The sequence below is a fragment of the Burkholderia sp. AU4i genome (genome assembly GCF_000466765.1).
Taxonomy (GTDB): domain Bacteria; phylum Pseudomonadota; class Gammaproteobacteria; order Burkholderiales; family Burkholderiaceae; genus Burkholderia; species Burkholderia cepacia.
Genome location: NZ_ASSI01000152.1, coordinates 39,843 through 57,930 on the forward strand (window position 1 = coordinate 39,843; position 18,088 = coordinate 57,930).

The window sequence follows — 18,088 nt, forward strand, 5'->3', positions numbered from 1 at the left end:
AGGAGCATTGCATGCCTCCTGCCGAACGACCGGACCGCTCGCCCGCCCCCCAGCCGAAACCCTCCTGGGGCCCGGGAAAGAATGCAGCACTCAGCTTCGTCGCGTTTGCCACGATCTTCGGCCTCTTCGCGTATGCCGAGCGAGACACGACAGTCGGCCACCCGAGCGTGGCGCACGACATTTCCGGCGCAATCGGCACTGCGGTCGGAAAGTATCGCAACGCGATCGTGACCCTGGCCTCCCGCGCGAGCGCGTCGTCCGGCACATCCGTCGCGCCCGTGCCGGCGTCGACACGCGCGCAGGCCACACCGCCCGCGCCGCCATGGCAGGCCGCGTCGGCGTCGGCAGCACCCGAGGTATCGACCGTGCCGCCCGTCACGCTCACGGTCGCACCGGAACCCGCGCCGCACCCCGCTTCCCGCGCCGTCGCGACGCACCGGCGGCCGCCGCATGCGCCACCGGTGGCACTCGCGGCCGGTACGCAGCAGGCAACCGCCTCCGGTCGCGCCGCCACGCGGCACGGCGCCACGCATCGGCCGCCGCATGCGGACACGCTGGCAGGCACGGACAAGCGGATGGACTTCGCGCCCAAACCCCGGACATACCGCACAGACGCCACGCGCATGCAGACGGCGAGTGTCACGCACGCGGAACTGGAAAGCGCGCGTGCGCTGGCGAAGGCGCGCTCGTGTGCGGTGATCGACGAATGGAACTGTGTCGAGCAAAACGCGAGCCGCGCGCTCGCGATCGACCCGACGAACAGCGAATCGCGTGCGTTGCTCGGCCAGGCGATCCGTAACCGGCTGTGAGCCGGCGCCGCATTGCCGGGCACTCGCAGCCCGGCCGCGCGACACGCGACGACGTGCGTCGTCACGCGTGTCACCGATGTGATCGTTTCGAAAGGAGGACACCTCGTGGCCAACAATCATCAACAATCCTGCACGGCCGTCGCTCCGTCCAACCGGCGGATCCTCCTGCATGCGCCACTGGTATTGCTGCTCGTCGCGTCCGGCCCCTGCTTCTCCGCCGAAGGCGATACGGAGTCGGGCGGCCGCATCAGTGAAATCGCCGGGTCTGCCGGCGCACCGGATCGGGGGCCGCCCGACGCGTCGGCACAAGGTTCGCCCGCGCCGGATGCACAACCGCCGAATGCGCGGACGCTGATCGCGCAGGCATCGAGTGCGCAGATGCCCGACGCGTCAACGCCCGCCGCTTCACAGTCCGCTCCACAGTCCGGTCAGCCGCCCGGTCCGCAAACGCCGGGAGCGCCGACGTCGAGTTCGTCGACACCCGGCATGCCGGCGCCGAATGCACAGACCCCCGGCGCGCAGCCGCCTGCCTCCCAGGTACCCGAAGCCCAGGCGCCGAACGCGCAGATACCCGACCTCCGCACCGCCGATCCGGCCACGGTCCGCAACGACGTGTTCGGTCTCGCGTCGAGCGGCGGCGCGATCAAGGCGCTGGAGGAAGCGAAAGCGCGCCCCGACGTGTTCTCCGCGGTCGATCTCGCGCGGCTCGAGGAACTGTCGATCCGCCAGCAGGTGCGCGGCGGACGCGACAAGTCGCGCTCGATGACGAGCCCCGACCGCTTCGACGGGATCGACAGCGCGCTCGCCGCCGCGAACGACCTCGACAAGCGGATGCCGTCCACGCCCGAGTATTCGCCGGTCAGGACGGCGCTCGCCGGCGACCGGACGGTAGCGCTGGCGGCACGCGGCGAGATGAAGCAGGCCGTCGCGACATTCGAGACGATTCCGCCGGACGCGGAGATCTCGATCGACGCACTGGCGGCCGTCGGCGATGCGTACCTGTACCTGAGCGAACCGGGCAAGGCAAACGCGGTATACCAGCGCGCGCTGAAGCAGGCGACCGCGCCGCAGGCCGACATCGCGACGCGCGGCTTCCAGTACGGCGCACGCACGCGCCCGATCGAATTGCGCGAGGGGCTGTTCTGGTCGTACGTCGACCAGGGACGCGCGGCCGATGCGAACCAGGTGCTCGAGGACATGGGCAAATCGCTGCCGCCGGCCAAGGACGTGCGCACCTGGGGGCCGGAAAACGACGACTACCTGCGCTACTACCGGCTGCGCGCGCAATACCTGATCTATACGGGCCGGGTGGACGAAGGGATCGCCTCGCTGGAAAAGCTCGAGAAGGAAGTGCCGTTCAACGCTGAAGTCCGCGCCGCGCATGCCGACGCCGTCTCGGGCCAGTCGCATCCGCGCCAGGCGATCGCGATGTATCGTGCGTCGCTGACCGACCACCCGGACAGCGTCGAGATGCTCGCGGGGCTCGGCCGCGCATCGCTTACGGCGGACGATTACGCGAGCGCGAGGAACGTCGACCAGACCCTGGGCAACACGTTCCCGGACAGCGGCGCCGTGCGCGGGTTCAAGCGCGACTACAAGGCGTACCGCAGCCCCGTGTTCACGACCGACCTGAGCTTCGAGCACGGCAACAGCGCACTGGCCGACAACAGCTTCACGTCGGACAGCTATGTGTATTCCCAACCGTTCGGCGACAACTGGCGTGTCTTCTCGCATACGTTCTTCGGCCATGCCCAGACCGACGGCGGCAGCGTCAGCCGCACGCGCACGGGCGTCGGCAGCGACTACCGGCACGGGCCGCTCACCGTGCTGGGCGAAGTCACGCGCTCGTTCGGCTCGGACGGCCGAACCGGCGGCCGCGGGTCGATCGCGTACGCGCTGAACGACTACTGGACGGTCGGCGCCGGGCTCGACACCAACGACAACTCGCTGCCGTGGAAGGCGTATGCCGCGCACATCTGGGGCCGCTCCGCGAACGTCTCGATCGTGTATCGGCAGAGCGACCGCCGCGAAGTCAAGCTGAGCTACGGCGTGAGCCGCTACAGCGATTCGAACCTGCACCAGGAGATTTCCGCGACGGGCACGCAGCGCGTGTACACGTCCGCGAACCAGCTCGTCAACGTGTCGCTGGACCTCGGCACCGACAGCAACACGCGCCAGGACGCCCCCTACTTCAACCCGGGCCGCGACTATGCGGCCGCGGCGACCGTCATGCACCAGCTGACGCTGTGGAAGAAGGGCGACATGTCGCTGCAGCAGCGCCTGTCGGCGTCAGGCGGTGTGTACAACGAGCGCGGCTTCGGCACGAGCCCGCTGTGGACCGCGCGCCTCGAGCACGCGTGGACGTTCAAGCACGACATCACGCTGACCTACGGCGTCGAAATCAGCAGTCATGCGTACGACGGCCAGCGCGAGCGCTCCGAAACCGGCTTCCTGTCGGTCAACCTGCCGTTCTAGCAAGGAGATCGCACAATGCAATCCAGACGGACCTTCATGTGCGGATGCCTCGGTACGTTTGCGGCCTGTTCGTTGTTCCCCGGCGTGGCGAACGCCAGGATGATCGACCTGCTGCCGCCGTCCGATCCGGTCGACGGCAAGACGTTCCGCGTGATCTGCCTGCATGACGTGCGCGACAACCTGCTCGCGACGTTCTCGTCGTCGACGATGGTCGATCCGTACGCGGTCGACACCGGCACGCTGACGGCCATCTTCTCGTGGCTGCAGACCAACAACTATCACACCATCACGGTCAAGCAGATCGAAGCGTCGCGGCACGGCGGCAAGCCGCTGCCGCCGCGCGCGGTGTTGCTCACGTTCGACGACGGCTACAGCAGCCACTACACGAAAGTCCTGCCGCTGCTCGAGCGCTTCAAGTATCCGGCCGTGATGGGCATCGTCACCGCCTGGATCGACGCGCCGCTGGATACGCCGATCAAGATCAGCGACAAGATCCAGATGCCGCGCGACTACTTCATGACGTGGGACCAGGTGAAGAAGGTCGGCCAGTCGGAATTCGTCGAGCTCGGCTGCCACACCCACAACCTTCATCACGGCGCGGTCGCGAATCCGCAGGGCAACGAACTGCCGGCGACCACGTCGCACCTTTACCTGCAGGACCAGAAACGCTATGAAACCGACGCCGAATTCGAAGCGCGCGTGCACGACGACCTGCAGACGTGCGTGCGGCAGATCCGTGAACGCACCGGCATCGTCGCACGCTCGATGGTCTGGCCATACGGCGCGGAAAACCAGCCCGTGCGCAAGATCTCGACGTCGCTCGGCATGGATATCCAGTTCAGCCTCGACGCCGGCCCGAATACGCCGGACGTGCCGCTCGACCGGTTGCGGCGGATCCTGATGATGTACGACGTCGACATCGGCGGGTTCGAGCGGTCGATGCGCGAGCCGGCCTCCAACCGCGGCGACGTCGACATTCCCGAGCGCGTCGTGCAGGTCGATCTCGACCAGGTCTACGATCCCGATCCGGCGCGCCAGGAAGCGAATCTCGGCAAGCTGATCGAGCGCATCTACCGGATGCAGCCGAAATCGGTGTACCTGCAGGCATTCGCCGACCCGAAGGGCACGGGTGTCGCGGAATCGCTGTATTTCCCGAACCGGCACCTGCCGATGCGCGGCGACCTGTTCTCGCGCGCCGCCTGGCAGCTCAGCACGCGCTCGAACGTGCAGGTGTACGCGTGGATGCCGGTGCTCGCGTTCCGGCCGCGGGCGGACCAGCATCGCGGCCTCGAGGCCGTCAGCGCATACGGCGGCGCGCCGGCGCGCGAGAACGGCTCGCGCGTGTACCGCCTGAGCCCGTTCGACCCCGAAGCGCGGCTGTTCATCGAGCAGATCTACGAGGATCTCGGCAAGTACGCGTCGTTCAGCGGCATCCTGTTCAGCGACGACGCCGTGCTCGACGATTACGAAGACGCCGGCCGGCACGCGCTGAGCACGTATGCGCAATGGGGCCTGCCGGCCGACATCGGCAAGATCCGCGCGACACCCGACCTGATGAAGCGCTGGACGCGGCAGAAGAGCCGCTACCTGATCGACCTGACGCGCCAGCTAGAACAGATCGTGCTCGCGAACCAGAACGCGGGCGACGTGCTGACGGCGCGCAACATCTTCGCGCTGCCGGTGCTGAAGCCGGAATCGGAAGCGTGGTTCGCGCAGAACTACGACGATTTCCTCGCCACCTACGACTTCGTCGCGCTGATGGCGATGCCGTACATGGAACAGGCGCAGGACCCCGAACGCTGGATGGACCAGCTCGTCGACGCCGTCCGCGCGAAACAGCTCGGCACCAGGCGCACCGTGTTCGAGCTGCAGTCGTACGACTGGCACGCGCGCAAGGACATCGGCGGCACCGCGCTGCTCGCGCAGATGCGGCGCCTGCGCAGCAAGGGCGCGGTGAACTTCGGCTACTACCCGGACAACTTCCTGAACAACCAGCCGGATCTCGACACGATGCGCGACGTGATGTCGCTGAAGTCGCGCCTCGATCCGACCTCGATCAACGCGCTGATGCAGATGCAGAAGACACAGGGGACGAAGACGCCATGACCAGCCACAGCATCATCCAGCGCCTGCAGGATTTCGTCTTCTACTACCCGTTCTTCATGTCGTATCTGTGGATGATCGGCGGTGTCGTCCATTACTTCCTGCTCGAGGAAGGGCGCGTGCTGTCGACGCGCACGATCGCGGCGAGCGGCATCCCGAAGATCTCGATCGTCGTGCCCTGCTTCAACGAAGCCGCGAACGCGCGCAGCGTGATCCAACACCTGGACGGGATGCAGTATCCGAACTACGACATCATCGCGGTCAACGACGGCAGCCGGGATCGCACCGGCGAGATTCTCAACGAACTGGCCGTCGAGATCCCGCGGCTGCTCGTGATCCATCACGCGCGCAACGAAGGCAAGGCGGTCGGGCTCACGACCGCGGCCGCGGTATCGAACGCGGAATACCTGCTGTGCATCGACGGCGATTCGCTGCTCGCGCACGATGCGATCGGCTGGATGCTCGAGCACTTCCTGACCGACCCGGGCGTCGGCGCCGTGACCGGCAACCCGCGCATCCGCACGCGCACGTCGCTGCTCGGCCGCATGCAGGTCGGCGAATTCTCGTCGATCGTCGGGCTGATCAAGCGCACGCAGCAGGTGTACGGCCGCATCTTCACGGTGTCGGGCGTCGTCACGATGTTCCGCAAGACCGCGCTCGCCGACGTCGGCTACTGGAGCTCGGACATGCTGACCGAGGACATCGACATCAGCTGGAAGCTGCAATGCCGCGACTGGCGCGTCGTATACGAGCCGCACGCGCTCAGCTGGATCCTGATGCCCGAGACGCTGATGGGGCTCTACCGGCAGCGGCTGCGCTGGTCGAAAGGCGGCATCCAGGTGCTGCTGAAATATGCGGGCACGCTCGCCCGGCCGACGCAGATGATGATGTGGCCGCTGTTCGCCGAGTACCTGATCGGCATCGCGTGGGCCTATTCGATGTCGTTCATCCTGCTGCTCGCGCTGGTGAACGTCGTCCATCCGCTGCCGCTGAGCTGGCACGTATCGGTCGTGCCGCACTGGCACGGGATGTTGCTGGTTGCGACCTGCATCCTGCAACTGATCATCGGCAGCATGATCGATCGTCAGTATGACGAAAAACTCCTGATGTACTTCCTGGACACCATCTGGTACCCCGTTGCTTTCTGGCTGATCAGCATGATCACTACCGTCGTCGCCCTGCCGGCCGTCGTGCTGCGGGGCCGCGGCAAGCGGGCCGTGTGGGTCAGCCCCGACCGAGGCATTCAACATGAAGAACGCGCCGATTATTGACCTCTCCCTGCGCACGCCGCGCGAAATGCTCGCCGAACGCGGCCGCGTCGCCGGGCCCGCGCTGGTCGTCTGGTTCCGGCTCCTGCGGCCCGCGCTGGTGGGCGCCGTATGGGCGTCGATCTGCATCTATACGTATCGCTACCTGCTGCCGTTCAACCCGGCCGAGATGCCGATCGAACAGATGGTGTTCTACGCGACCAGCATCGCGATCATCGCGGGCACCATCGTCATGTGGCTGATCGCCGGGCGCGTCGTGCATCCGCTGGCGTTCCGGCTGCGCGTGTCGAAGATGCTGCGGCGTTCGGCCAGCGCGAAGGTGCGCTCGGTGCCGCCGACCGTGCTGGCGAGCGCCCGGCGGCGCGGCGCGCGCCGCACGACGCGCATTCTCGTCGCGTCGCACGACGCGAACGGCTCGATTTCAGGCATCGAATGGGTCGCCCACGCGGGGCCGCCGCCCCGCGAGTAGGTCAGCGGAGCCGCGCCGCCGCGCACGGGGCCGCGTCGGTGCCGCGCGGCGCCACTCCTGAAGCCGCACTGCCGCGCTGTGCCGGCAGGCCGGCAACCTTTTGCAGTTTTTGCGGACGAGGTGAATCATGTGCGGAATCGTCGGAGCAAGCGGCCTGAACAATCAGGTGCCGCAACTGGTCAATGCGCTGAGCCGGCTCGAGTATCGCGGCTACGATTCGTGCGGCATCGCCGTGCAGGACGACGGCCGCCTGCGCAGCGAGCGCACGCTGCGGCGCGTGACCGACCTGCAGGCGCGCGTGCTGACGCTGGGCCTCGAGGCGCGGACCTGCATCGCGCATACGCGCTGGGCGACACACGGCGCACCGTCGGAAATGAACGCGCATCCGATCATGTCCGGCGACACGATCGCGGTCGTGCACAACGGCATCATCGAGAACCACGACGCGCTGCGCGCGGAGCTGCGCGAGCGCGGCTACACGTTTCGCGGCCAGACCGACACCGAGGTGATCGCGCACCTGATCCACAGCCTCTATCGCGACGACCTGTTCGACGCGGTCGTGCGCGCGGTGAAGCGCCTACACGGCGCATACGCGATCGCCGTGCTCAGCGCGCGCGAGCCGCAACGCCTCGTCGCCGCGCGCGCGGGCTCGCCGCTCGTGATCGGCATCGGGGCCGAACAGAACTACCTCGCGTCGGATTGCGCGGCGCTCGGCGACCTGACCGACCGCTTCGTTTACCTGGAGGACGGCGACGTCGCGCTGATCACGCCGGAGCGCATCGCCGTGGTCGACTCGGGCGGACACGACGCCCAGCGCCCGCTGTGCCAGGTGAAGGCGCGCGAAGGCGACGCCGCGCTCGGCCCGTACCAGCACTTCATGCAGAAGGAGATCTTCGAGCAGCCGAAGGCGATCGACAACACGCTCGACGGCATCGACACGATCTCGCCGGCGCTGTTCGACACGACCGACGACGCGCGCGCGCGACTGTCGAGAGTCAGGAGCGTGCTGCTGCTCGGCTGCGGCACCAGCTACTACGCGGGCCTGACCGCGAAATACTGGCTCGAGTCGATCGCGGGCGTGCCTGCCCAGGTCGAGATCGCCAGCGAGTTCCGCTACCGCGACACGGTGGCCGATCCGCGCACGCTCGTCGTCGGCATTTCGCAATCGGGCGAAACCGCCGACACGATTGGCGCGATCGAACGTGCGCGCGACATGGGCCAGGAACTGTCGATGGCGATCTGCAACGTGGCGACCAGCACGATCGCGCGCAACGCGCCGCTGCGGTTCCTGACACGGGCCGGCATCGAGCTCGGCGTCGCGTCGACCAAGGCGTTCACGACGCAGCTCGTCGCGCTGTTCGTGCTCGCCGCGACGCTCGGCAAGCTGCGCGGTCACGTCGATGCCGCGCAGGAAGCCGAATTCCTGAAGCAGTTGCGCCACCTGCCGGCCGCGCTGAACAGCGTGCTCGCGCTGGAGCCGCAGATCATCGCGTGGTCGGAGGAATTCGCGCGCAAGGAAAACGCGCTGTTCCTCGGCCGCGGGCTGCACTACCCGATCGCGCTCGAAGGCGCGCTGAAGCTGAAGGAAATCTCGTACATCCACGCCGAGGCCTATCCGGCCGGCGAACTGAAGCACGGGCCGCTCGCGCTCGTCACGGAAGCGATGCCGGTCGTCACGGTCGCGCCGAACGACACGCTGCTCGAGAAGCTGAAGTCGAACATGCAGGAAGTGCGCGCGCGCGGCGGCGAGCTGTATGTGTTCGCCGATGCCGACACGCAGATCGTCAACGACGACGGCCTGCACGTGATCCGGATGCCGGAGCATTACGGGCAACTGTCGCCGATCCTGCACGTCGTGCCGTTGCAGCTGCTCGCGTATCACACCGCGTGCGCGCGCGGCACCGACGTCGACAAGCCGCGGAACCTCGCGAAATCGGTGACGGTGGAGTAAGGCGGGACGACCGGGACGGCCCCGCGAAGCCGTCCCGACCCCGTATCGGCTCGAAGCCGGCCATTCGCGCAGGCCATTCGGCCAGGTCGAAATATGTACCACGTAGTGGTATATAATCCTGTGCTGACCTGATCGGCCCGACATGCCGGTAATCGGCGGCGCGGGATCGTGCCGGGCAAGGTCGGGCAGGTGCGGGTTTGCGTATTCCTGTTCGCCAAACCCGACCAGGACGACATCGACGCACGCGAACGGCGTGCCGTCAGCAAGCTCGCCGCGGATGTCGGGCGCCGCACCGGCGCCGATATCGCGACGCTGGTCACACTGAAAGAGCGGGTGGAGATTTGCAATGGCCAGGAGTCGATTCAAGAGCGACGCAACGGAGGCGATCCACGGCGCCGCATCGGGCCTCTGTCGTGCCGCGTTGATCGACAAGAAGACGATGCGCGAATACGACGATCTCCGCATCGAAGCCGCCCCGCGGTTCGATCCGGAAGCCATCGCCCGCATCCGCAAATCCGTCAATGTCAGCCAGAGCGTGTTCGCGCTCTACCTGAACACGACGGCGTCGACGATCCGCCAATGGGAACAGGGCGACAAGCGGCCGGGCGGCATTGCCGCACGGATGCTCCAGATCGTCGAGAAACACGGGCTCGAGGTGTTCTCCTGAACCGGCCCCCCGAATCCCCCTGCACGGCCGCCCCCGCACCGGATACCGCGACGCGCCCCGCAACGAATATGACGGAGACACAATGGCAGTAAGACTCTTTGGATGCGGATTGCTGGCACTGACGTTCGCGTCGACAGGCTGGGCCGCCGAGCACTACGTCGAAGTCTGGAACCCGCCCGAGGCGCGGCAGCCGGCCGCCCGCACGCCGGCCGCCCACACCGGCGCCGATGCACGCGCCGGCAAGAGCGTGGAGAAGCACGCGAATGCCACACCGAAAGCCGCGGTGAAACCGCACAAGCGCCGTGTCGCGCAGGCGGTGAAAGCCGGCTCGCATCGTCCGCCCGCCACCGCGGCCGAGACGCCGGCCGCACCGCGCCCCGTCGCGCAGCCCTCACCGGGACGCCTGACGGTCATGCAGCCGGCTGCGCCCGATGCACAGCACGCTTTGAATTACTCCGACATCCCGCGGCAATACACACCGGACGGCAACGTGCTGCGTGTCGGCACGCACAACCGCTCCGCGGAGGTGACTCGATAATGGAAGCGCAAACCTACCACGGCTACCAGATCTGGGGCCACGCGATCCTGCAGCAGGACGAGATCCTGCAGCCCGAGCGCTTCGCGGCGAGCGGCACGATCACGCAGAACAACAAGCTGGTGGAGGCGTCCGGCGTGCTCGGCGTGTTCGACACCGAGGACGACGCGCGCGAAGCGGGGCTCGAATGGGCCCGCGCCTGGATCGACAGCCACCGTTGAGCGTGCGCAACCTGCGCGCCGTGGTCGACGCCGGGCACGAGTCGGCCGCGAGCCGGCAATGAAAAAAGGGGCGTTATCGACGCCCCTTTGCCATTCGAACCAAGACAACTCAAGCCGCGGCCCGTGGCGGTCGCACCGCCGCCTGCGGCCGGCCGACGAACCGCGCCAGCCCGACAATCGCGGCCAGCGTCGCGAGGTACGCGACGATCTGGATGCCCGCCGGGCGCGCGGTATAGCCGATCAGCGTATGCAGCGCCTTGCCGACGATGCTCGATTCCTTGAGCAGCCACGACGTATCCCAGACCGCATCGCCCCACGACGGCACGAGGCCTGCCGCGAGCAGGAAGCCGACGCACTGGCTGGCCATCCCCGCCGCGAGCAGCACGATCAGCGAGTTGGTGACGGAGAACAGGCGCTTCAGCGGAATCTGCAGCAGGCCCGCATACATCCCGTAGCCGAGCCCGGCGCCGCCGAGCACGCCGAGCAGCCCGCCGACGATCATCTGCGGCGTCTGTCCCGGATCGCCCGCCGCGATGCCGTACAGGAACAGCACGGCCTCGGAGCCTTCACGCAGCACCGCGACGCCGACCACGATCGCGAGCCCCGTCAGCGGCTTGCTGCCGGCCGCGACGGCACGCCCGACCGCCGTCATCTGCATCGCCATCTCGCGACCGTGCCGGCTCATCCAGATGCTGTGCCATGCGAGCATCAGCGTCGCGACGAACATCACGCCCGCGTTGAAGACCTCCTGCCCCATGCCGGACGCCCATTGCGAGATCACGTCGGCGAACGCCGCGATCAGGCCGGCGCCGATCACGCCGCCCGCCAGGCCGCCGCCGACCCACCAGCCGCGCCGCGGCACGCCTTTTGTCGCGGCCATCACGATCGACACCACCAGCGCGGCCTCGAGCACTTCACGAAAGACGATCAGGGCAGTCGACAGCATGTCCGTATCCGCTTACTTGACGGTCAGGTGCGTCTTCGACTGCGCTTCGTGATACTCGTCGTGGAACTCGTAGGTCCCGGCCTTCAGCGGCCCGACCAGGATCTCCACCGACTTGCCGGCAGGCACGACCTTCTCCGCCTTGAAATCGTCGCTCTCGAATTCGGCGGGCGTCGCGTCGAGGTTCTTCACGACGAACTTCACCTTCTTGCCGGCCGGGATCGTCACGCCGTCCGGCGAAAACTTGTGATCCTTCAAGGTCAGGTTGACGACATCGTCGGCCGCGAATGCGGACGTGGCCGATGCGCCCAGCAGCGCCAGCGAAAAGCCGAAAGCAAAACGGTTCATGCGGGGTAACGAATTGAAATATCGAAGGGAGTTGATACTAAGATCGATTCGCATTTCCAACTCGCGTACCCTTACTGGCGACATGGTGATCGCGCTTCATCGAGTGCCGCTACGCCTTGCCCGGCAAGGCATCCACCCCGCTTCGCCCCGAACGCTTCGCCGTCAATCGGGACAAGTGCCGAATGACGGCAAAAGCCCGCAAGCGATTCATCAGACATCATCTTTACAACAGGCTGTCGCCGCACTACTGTCGTCGCACCGGAGCCGCGACACGGATATTCGTCGACACGCGTACGCTTGACCTTCCCACCGTGGCAAGCTTCATGCTGTCGATGCTTGTCAATCGTCAACTCAGGAGAACACGATGGAATTCGAAGTCCAGGACATGACCTGCGGCGGCTGTGCCAATGCAATCACGCGCGCGGTGACGGCCGCCGATCCCGCCGCGAAGCTCGACATCGACGTCGCGGCGAAGATCGTCAAGGTCGAGTCGGCGCAAGGCGCCGAGCGCGTGCAGTCGATCATCGAAGCCGCCGGCTTCCACCCCGCGCTGCGCACCGCTTGACGCCACGCTTAGCGCAACACTGAACGCAACGCGGGCGCAACGCACACGGGCGCGGGCACACCGCCATGCGGCGCTGCGCCCGCGCCCCGCAGTACATCAGCGCAGCCGGATCAGCGTCGACTTCAGTTCGGTGTACTTCTCGAGCGCGTGCAGCGACTTGTCGCGGCCGTTGCCCGACTGCTTGTAGCCGCCGAACGGGAAGTTCATGTCGCCGCCCTCGTCGTAGCAGTTCACCCAGACGGTGCCCGCACGCAGCCGGCGCGACACGTCGTGCGCGGTCGTCAGGTTCGACGTCCACACGGCCGCGGCCAGCCCGTACTCGGTATCGTTCGCGATCCGCACGGCCTCGTCGACGTCGTCGAACACGATCACCGACAGCACGGGCCCGAAGATCTCCTCGCGTGCGATCCTCGCATCCGGCTTCACCTCGAATACCGTCGGCTCCACGTAGAAGCCGCCCGTTTCCGCCTTCACGCGCGCACCGCCGGTGACGAGGCGGCCCTCGCTGCGCCCGGCCTCGATATAGCCGAGCACGCGTTCGAGCTGGATGCCGTCGACGATCGCGCCCATCGACACCGACGGATCGAGCGGATTGCCGGGCACGTACGCACGCGCGGCCGCGACGAGCTTCTCGATGAACGCATCCTTGATGTCGCGATGCACGAGCAGCCGCGAGCCGGCCGTGCACATCTCGCCCATGTTGTAGAAGATCGCGCCGGCGGCCGCCTGCGCCGCGCGGTCGAGATCGGGACAATCGGGCAGCACGATGTTCGGCGACTTGCCGCCGAGTTCGAGCCACGCGCGCTTCAGGTTCGACTGCGCGGCGTACTGCATGATCAGCTTGCCCACCGCCGTCGAGCCGGTGAATGCGATGCAGTCGACGTCGCGATGCAGCGCGAGCAGCTTGCCGGGCTCGCCGGCCCCCGGTACGACGTTGAACACGCCCGCCGGAATGCCGGCCTCGTATGCGAGCTGTGCGACGCGGATCGCGGTCAGCGGCGATTTCTCCGACGGCTTCAGCACGACGCTGTTGCCGGCCGCGAGCGCGGGGCCGAATTTCCATGCGGCCATCAGGATCGGGAAGTTCCACGGCACGACGGCGGCCACCACGCCGACCGGCTCGCGCGTGACGAGGCCGACGAGATGATGATCGGCCGGCGCGACCTCGCCGCCCACCTTGTCGATCGCTTCCGCGAACCATTCGACGCAATACGCGGCGCCCGGCACGTCGACCGTCGTCGTGTCGCCGATCGGCTTGCCCGCGTCGAGCGTCTCGAGCAGCGACAGCTCGTCGAGGTGCTCGCGCATCAGCGCGGCCCAGCGCAGCAGCACGGCCTTGCGCGCACGCGGGTTCAGCCCGGCCCACACGCCCGCGTCGAACGCGCGACGCGCCGCCGCGACGGCCGCGTTCACGTCGGCTTCGCCGCAATCGGCGACCTTCGCGAGCACGCGGCCGTCGATCGGGCTCACGCAGTCGAACGTCTTGCCGCCGTGCGCGTCGCGCGACGCGCCGTCGATGAATGCGCGCCCTTCGATCTCGAGCGACGCCGCCTTGTCCTGCCAGTCAGCCAAAGTCAACTTGTTCATCAGGATGCCTCAGTTTTTTGGCATTCGCGATGCGACGCGCCGTTGCGCGTGACGCGCAGCCGGCCGGCAGCGAATGCGGTGATGCGCGGTCGGGAAGTCAGAAGGTCGCCGGCGAATTGGCCGAGACGACCTCGCAGATCAGGTCCGCGCTGGGATTGCGAAAACGGTGCGGCAAACGGCTTTCGAAGTAATAGCCGTCTCCGGGGTCGAGCAGCCACGTCGCGCCGTCGACGGTCAGCTCGAGCCGACCCGACACGACGACACCGCCCTCGTGCCCCGCGTGCACGAGCATCTCGGGCCCCGTATCGGCGTGCGGCTGGTAGATCTCGCGCAGGATGCACATGTTGCGGTCCTTCACGCTCGCGCCGACCAGATGAAACGCGAGCGTGTCGTTGCCGAGGTTCGGCATCTCGTCGCGGCGCGACACGACCGAACGCGATTCGACGAGTTCGAACGTGAAGAACTCCGCGAGACTCATCGGGATGCATTCCAGCAGCTTCTTCAGCGAGCCGACCGACGGGCTCACGCGGCCCTGTTCGATCAGCGAGATCGTGCCGTTGGTCACGCCGGCCCGCTTCGCGAGTTCGCGCTGCGACAGGCCATGCTTGTTGCGCACGAAACGCAGGCGCTCGGCGACTTCGGTGGACATCGATTCGGTTTCGGACACGATAGGTGCGATGACAAAGTGAAACGACGCAGTGGACAGCCGTTGAATATTCTAATCACTTTATGCCGCACATCAGCGGGGAAAACCCTGAAAGGCGTTCGAAATAATGAACACCCCGTCGATTATTCCATTTGCGAATCTTTTGTTTGCACTGCTCGGGAAAGCCCTGATGCAACACCGTTAAAAAACATTTGACGCCGTTTTTGGCTCGTATATGCTGGCTCTCAGGTTCGCGTCATCAAGCGTTCATCGGCAGCAAAAAGCGTTATTGCAACGCAAAAATTGATGCCCTTCGATGTAAATGACGCGTAACCGGCGCCTTGATTATTTTAAACGCCCAGTGCGTAGAAACGGTCGGGTGTTCAATACTTTCAACAACCCAGTCGAGTGTAATCGTGAGAGTCCGTGGCCCTCTGGTGAGGTGGGATCGAAGCGTGGCGCGAAGTTCGCGCAGCGCGGCATCCCCTTCCGATGGCAGTTGCGGCTGGCATAGTCCTCGCCTGCAGCATCTGTCGATCTACACCATCCTGTCCCGTCGTTCCGTTCGGCGCCACAACGCCGTTTCCGCACGCGCATTCGTCGCCGTCGATACCGACGAAGTGGCGTCGCTGCTGCCGTAGCGCCTCTCCTTTCTTTACGTCGTTCGTTTCGTCTGCTGATTCGCCAACCGCATGGTCCGTGCGGTGACGGAACGCGTTCGCGCATTCGTTGCCGCGTCGCGTATCGCAATGAAACGAACGACGGCCTGATCGTCGCGCGCAGCGCGGATCGCCACGCCATCCCGTTGCGCCCATTCACCAGCGGCCTTGCGCTTTGCGCCAGGCTGCGGGGCTGTTGCACGCCGGCGTTTCGCCACATCCGGCAAGACGTACGCAACAACCCTCCGGATAACTGATTGACGTCATGGAAAGAAGGAAACCACTCGTCGGCATCACCGCCGACCACACGCAGATCGGCGCACACGCGTCGCATACGGTGGGCGACAAATACGTCGCCGCGATCGTCGACGGCGCGCAGGCGCTCGCGATGGTGCTGCCCGCGCTCGGCGAGCGCCAGTCGACCGACGACATCCTCGACACGGTCGACGGCCTGCTGTTTACCGGCAGCTACTCGAACGTCGAGCCGCACCTGTACGGCGGCGAACCGAGCGCACCCGGCACGAAGCACGACCCGGCCCGCGATGCGACGACGCTGCCGCTGCTGCGCGCGGCGATCGCCGCGGGCGTGCCGGTGCTCGCAGTCTGCCGCGGCTTCCAGGAGCTGAACGTCGTCTGCGGCGGCACGCTGCACCAGCGCGTGCATGAAGTGCCGGGCTTCGCCGATCACCGCGAGGACGACGACGCGCCGATGGACACGCAATACGGCCCCGCGCACGTCGTGCGACTGACGCCCGGCGGCAAGCTGCACGCGCTCGCCGGCGGCCGCGACGAAGTGCACGTGAACTCGCTGCACAAGCAGGGCATCGCGCAGCTCGGCTCCGGCCTCGCCGTCGAAGCCGTCGCGCCGGACGGCCTGATCGAAGCCGTGAGCGTCGTCGATGCACCGGCTTTCGCCCTCGCCGTGCAGTGGCACCCGGAATGGCGGCATGCGCAGGACCCGCTGTCGAGCGCGATCTTCCGCGCCTTCGGCGATGCCTGCCGCGCGCGCCGTGCCGCCCGCACGCGCGCCACGGCCGCCGCCGCGCTCGCCTGAGCGCGCCGACCCAACCAACGAGAACAGACATGCAAGACATCGAAGATTTCCTGAAGCAGCACCGGATCACCGAGATCGAAGCGATCATTCCCGACATGGCCGGCATCGCGCGCGGCAAGATCATTCCGCGCAACAAGTTCGAATCCGGCGAATCGATGCGCTTGCCGCAGGCCGTGATGGTGCAGACCGTCACCGGCGACTATCCGGAGGACGGCACGCTGACCGGCGTGACCGATCCCGACATGGTGTGCGTGCCCGACACGTCGACGATCCGCCTGATCCCGTGGGCCGTCGACCCGACCGCGCAGGTAATCCACGACTGCGTGCACTTCGACGGCTCGCCGGTCGAGATCTCGCCGCGCTACGTGCTGCGCCGCGTGCTTGATCTGTACAAGGCGAAGGGCTGGAAGCCGGTCGTCGCGCCCGAGCTCGAGTTCTACCTGGTCGACATGAACAAGGACCCCGACCTGCCGCTGCGTCCGCCGGTCGGCCGCACGGGCCGCCCGGAAACGGGCCGCCAGTCGTATTCGATCGAGGCCGTCAACGAGTTCGACCCGCTGTTCGAGGACATCTATGAATACTGCGAATCGCAGAACCTCGACATCGACACGCTGATCCACGAAGTCGGCGCCGCGCAGATGGAGATCAACTTCATGCACGGCGACGCGCTATCGCTGGCCGACCAGGTGTTCCTGTTCAAGCGCACGGTGCGCGAGGCCGCGCTGCGTCACAACATGTACGCGACGTTCATGGCCAAGCCGATGGAAGACGAACCGGGTTCGGCGATGCACGTGCACCAGAGCATCGTCGACGAGGAAACGGGCCAGAACCTGTTCACGTCGCCCGAAACCGGCGGCGCGACGTCGATGTTCTACAACTACCTCGCGGGGCTGCAGAAATACACGCCCGCACTGATGCCGATCTTCGCGCCGTACATCAACTCGTATCGCCGCCTGTCGCGCTTCATGGCCGCGCCGATCAACGTGCAGTGGGGCTACGACAACCGCACGGTCGGCTTCCGCATCCCGCACTCGGGCCCGTCTGCGCGCCGCATCGAGAACCGCATCCCGGGCGTCGACTGCAACCCGTACCTCGCGCTCGCCGCGACGCTCGCGGCCGGCTATCTCGGCATGACGCAGCGCCTGGAACCGACCGAGCCGCTCGTCAGCGACGGCTACGAACTGCCGTACCAGCTGCCGCGCAACCTCGAGGAAGGGCTGACGCTGATGGCCGCGTGCGAGCCGCTCGGCGAGATCCTCGGCCACAAGTTCCTGAAGGCGTATTTCGCGCTGAAGGAAACCGAATACGAAGCGTTCTTCCGCGTGATCAGCTCGTGGGAACGCCGCCATCTGCTGCTGCACGTCTGAGCGTGCACACAACCGAATACGGAAACACGGAGGAAACATGACGTACCGCAACGAATCTGCCTGGATCCAGCCCGCCGCGCCGGCCGCCGCACCGCGCACGACGCAGGCGCGCTCGACCGCCGAATACCGCGCGCTCGACGCCGCGCACCACATCCACCCGTTCTCGGACATGGGTGCGCTGAACCGCGCGGGCAGCCGCGTGATCGTGAAGGCCGACGGCGTCTACCTGTGGGACTCGGACAGCAACAAGGTCATCGACGGAATGGCCGGCCTCTGGTGCGTGAACGTCGGCTACGGCCGCAAGGAACTCGCCGACGCCGCGTATCGCCAGATCCAGGAACTGCCGTTCTACAACACCTTCTTCAAGACCACGCACCCGCCGGTGATCGAACTCTCCGCGATGCTCGCGGAAGTCACGCCG

Annotated in this window: 18 protein-coding genes; 14 read left to right on the top strand and 4 right to left on the bottom strand. The window is 66.7% G+C overall.

The annotated features are described in order from the left end of the window. Positions 1-11: 11 nt before the first annotated feature. From L810_RS30590 to L810_RS30630, 9 genes are all read left to right on the top strand, one after another. The gene (locus L810_RS30590) at positions 12-809 is read left to right on the top strand and encodes a hypothetical protein (protein WP_021162101.1); all 798 of its coding nucleotides are present in this window, start codon (positions 12-14) and stop codon (positions 807-809) included. A 105-nt stretch (positions 810-914) separates the two neighbouring features. After that, positions 915-3,284 carry a poly-beta-1,6 N-acetyl-D-glucosamine export porin PgaA gene (pgaA, locus tag L810_RS30595; RefSeq protein ID WP_021162102.1) on the top strand — a complete coding sequence of 790 codons (2,370 nt, stop codon included), beginning with the start codon at positions 915-917 and terminating at the stop codon, positions 3,282-3,284. Between the two features lie 15 nt (positions 3,285-3,299). Beyond that, entirely contained in the window at positions 3,300-5,390 is a 2,091-nt protein-coding gene (gene pgaB, locus L810_RS30600; RefSeq protein WP_021162103.1) for a poly-beta-1,6-N-acetyl-D-glucosamine N-deacetylase PgaB, read from the top strand. After that, positions 5,387-6,658 carry a poly-beta-1,6-N-acetyl-D-glucosamine synthase gene (pgaC, locus tag L810_RS30605; protein ID WP_021162104.1) on the top strand — a complete coding sequence of 424 codons (1,272 nt, stop codon included), beginning with the start codon at positions 5,387-5,389 and terminating at the stop codon, positions 6,656-6,658. The genes pgaB and pgaC overlap by 4 nt, the downstream gene beginning before the upstream one ends. Next, positions 6,636-7,124, top strand: a complete 489-nt coding sequence (locus tag L810_RS30610) for a hypothetical protein (RefSeq protein ID WP_021162105.1) — start codon at positions 6,636-6,638, stop codon at positions 7,122-7,124. Before pgaC ends, L810_RS30610 begins: the two co-directional genes overlap by 23 nt. Before the next feature lie 127 nt (positions 7,125-7,251). Continuing rightward, complete coding sequence (glmS, locus tag L810_RS30615; RefSeq protein ID WP_021162106.1) at positions 7,252-9,075, top strand: glutamine--fructose-6-phosphate transaminase (isomerizing); 1,824 nt, start codon at positions 7,252-7,254, stop codon at positions 9,073-9,075. Positions 9,076-9,421: 346 nt separating this feature from the next. Beyond that, positions 9,422-9,742: a helix-turn-helix domain-containing protein gene (locus tag L810_RS30620; RefSeq protein ID WP_021162107.1), complete on the top strand. Its 321-nt coding sequence runs from the start codon at positions 9,422-9,424 to the stop codon at positions 9,740-9,742. A gap of 82 nt (positions 9,743-9,824) precedes the next feature. Next, on the top strand, positions 9,825-10,280 hold the full coding sequence (locus L810_RS30625) for a hypothetical protein (RefSeq protein ID WP_021162108.1): 456 nt from the start codon (positions 9,825-9,827) through the stop codon (positions 10,278-10,280). Beyond that, positions 10,280-10,498: a hypothetical protein gene (locus L810_RS30630; protein WP_021162109.1), complete on the top strand. Its 219-nt coding sequence runs from the start codon at positions 10,280-10,282 to the stop codon at positions 10,496-10,498. Before L810_RS30625 ends, L810_RS30630 begins: the two co-directional genes overlap by 1 nt. A 109-nt stretch (positions 10,499-10,607) precedes the next feature. Here the strand turns inward: L810_RS30630 and L810_RS30635 are convergent, their stop codons facing one another. Continuing rightward, positions 10,608-11,444 (bottom strand): FTR1 family iron permease, encoded by an 837-nt coding sequence (locus L810_RS30635; protein WP_021162110.1) that lies wholly within the window; start codon positions 11,442-11,444, stop codon positions 10,608-10,610. A 12-nt stretch (positions 11,445-11,456) separates the two neighbouring features. Further along, positions 11,457-11,789 carry a cupredoxin domain-containing protein gene (locus tag L810_RS30640; RefSeq protein WP_021162111.1) on the bottom strand — a complete coding sequence of 111 codons (333 nt, stop codon included), beginning with the start codon at positions 11,787-11,789 and terminating at the stop codon, positions 11,457-11,459. 364 nt (positions 11,790-12,153) lie between these two features. Between L810_RS30640 and L810_RS30645 the strand changes: the two genes are divergently transcribed. Beyond that, a complete protein-coding gene (locus L810_RS30645; RefSeq protein ID WP_021162112.1) occupies positions 12,154-12,354 on the top strand; it encodes a heavy-metal-associated domain-containing protein in 201 nt (66 codons plus the stop codon). 96 nt (positions 12,355-12,450) lie between these two features. Here L810_RS30645 and L810_RS30650 read toward each other — a convergent pair whose 3' ends face one another. Continuing rightward, entirely contained in the window at positions 12,451-13,941 is a 1,491-nt protein-coding gene (locus tag L810_RS30650; protein ID WP_021162114.1) for an aldehyde dehydrogenase, read from the bottom strand. A gap of 97 nt (positions 13,942-14,038) precedes the next feature. Continuing rightward, the gene (locus tag L810_RS30655; protein ID WP_042976781.1) at positions 14,039-14,590 is read right to left on the bottom strand and encodes a cupin domain-containing protein; all 552 of its coding nucleotides are present in this window, start codon (positions 14,588-14,590) and stop codon (positions 14,039-14,041) included. Positions 14,591-15,003: 413 nt separating this feature from the next. Between L810_RS30655 and L810_RS45955 the strand changes: the two genes are divergently transcribed. From L810_RS45955 to L810_RS30670, 4 genes are all read left to right on the top strand, one after another. Then, on the top strand, positions 15,004-15,228 hold the full coding sequence (locus L810_RS45955; protein WP_072437498.1) for a hypothetical protein: 225 nt from the start codon (positions 15,004-15,006) through the stop codon (positions 15,226-15,228). Between the two features lie 283 nt (positions 15,229-15,511). Then, a complete protein-coding gene (locus tag L810_RS30660; protein WP_021162117.1) occupies positions 15,512-16,300 on the top strand; it encodes a gamma-glutamyl-gamma-aminobutyrate hydrolase family protein in 789 nt (262 codons plus the stop codon). 29 nt (positions 16,301-16,329) lie between these two features. Continuing rightward, entirely contained in the window at positions 16,330-17,667 is a 1,338-nt protein-coding gene (locus L810_RS30665; protein WP_021162118.1) for a glutamine synthetase family protein, read from the top strand. 37 nt (positions 17,668-17,704) lie between these two features. Then, on the top strand, positions 17,705-18,088 hold a 384-nt coding region (locus L810_RS30670; protein ID WP_042976776.1), incomplete at its 3' end, for an aminotransferase class III-fold pyridoxal phosphate-dependent enzyme.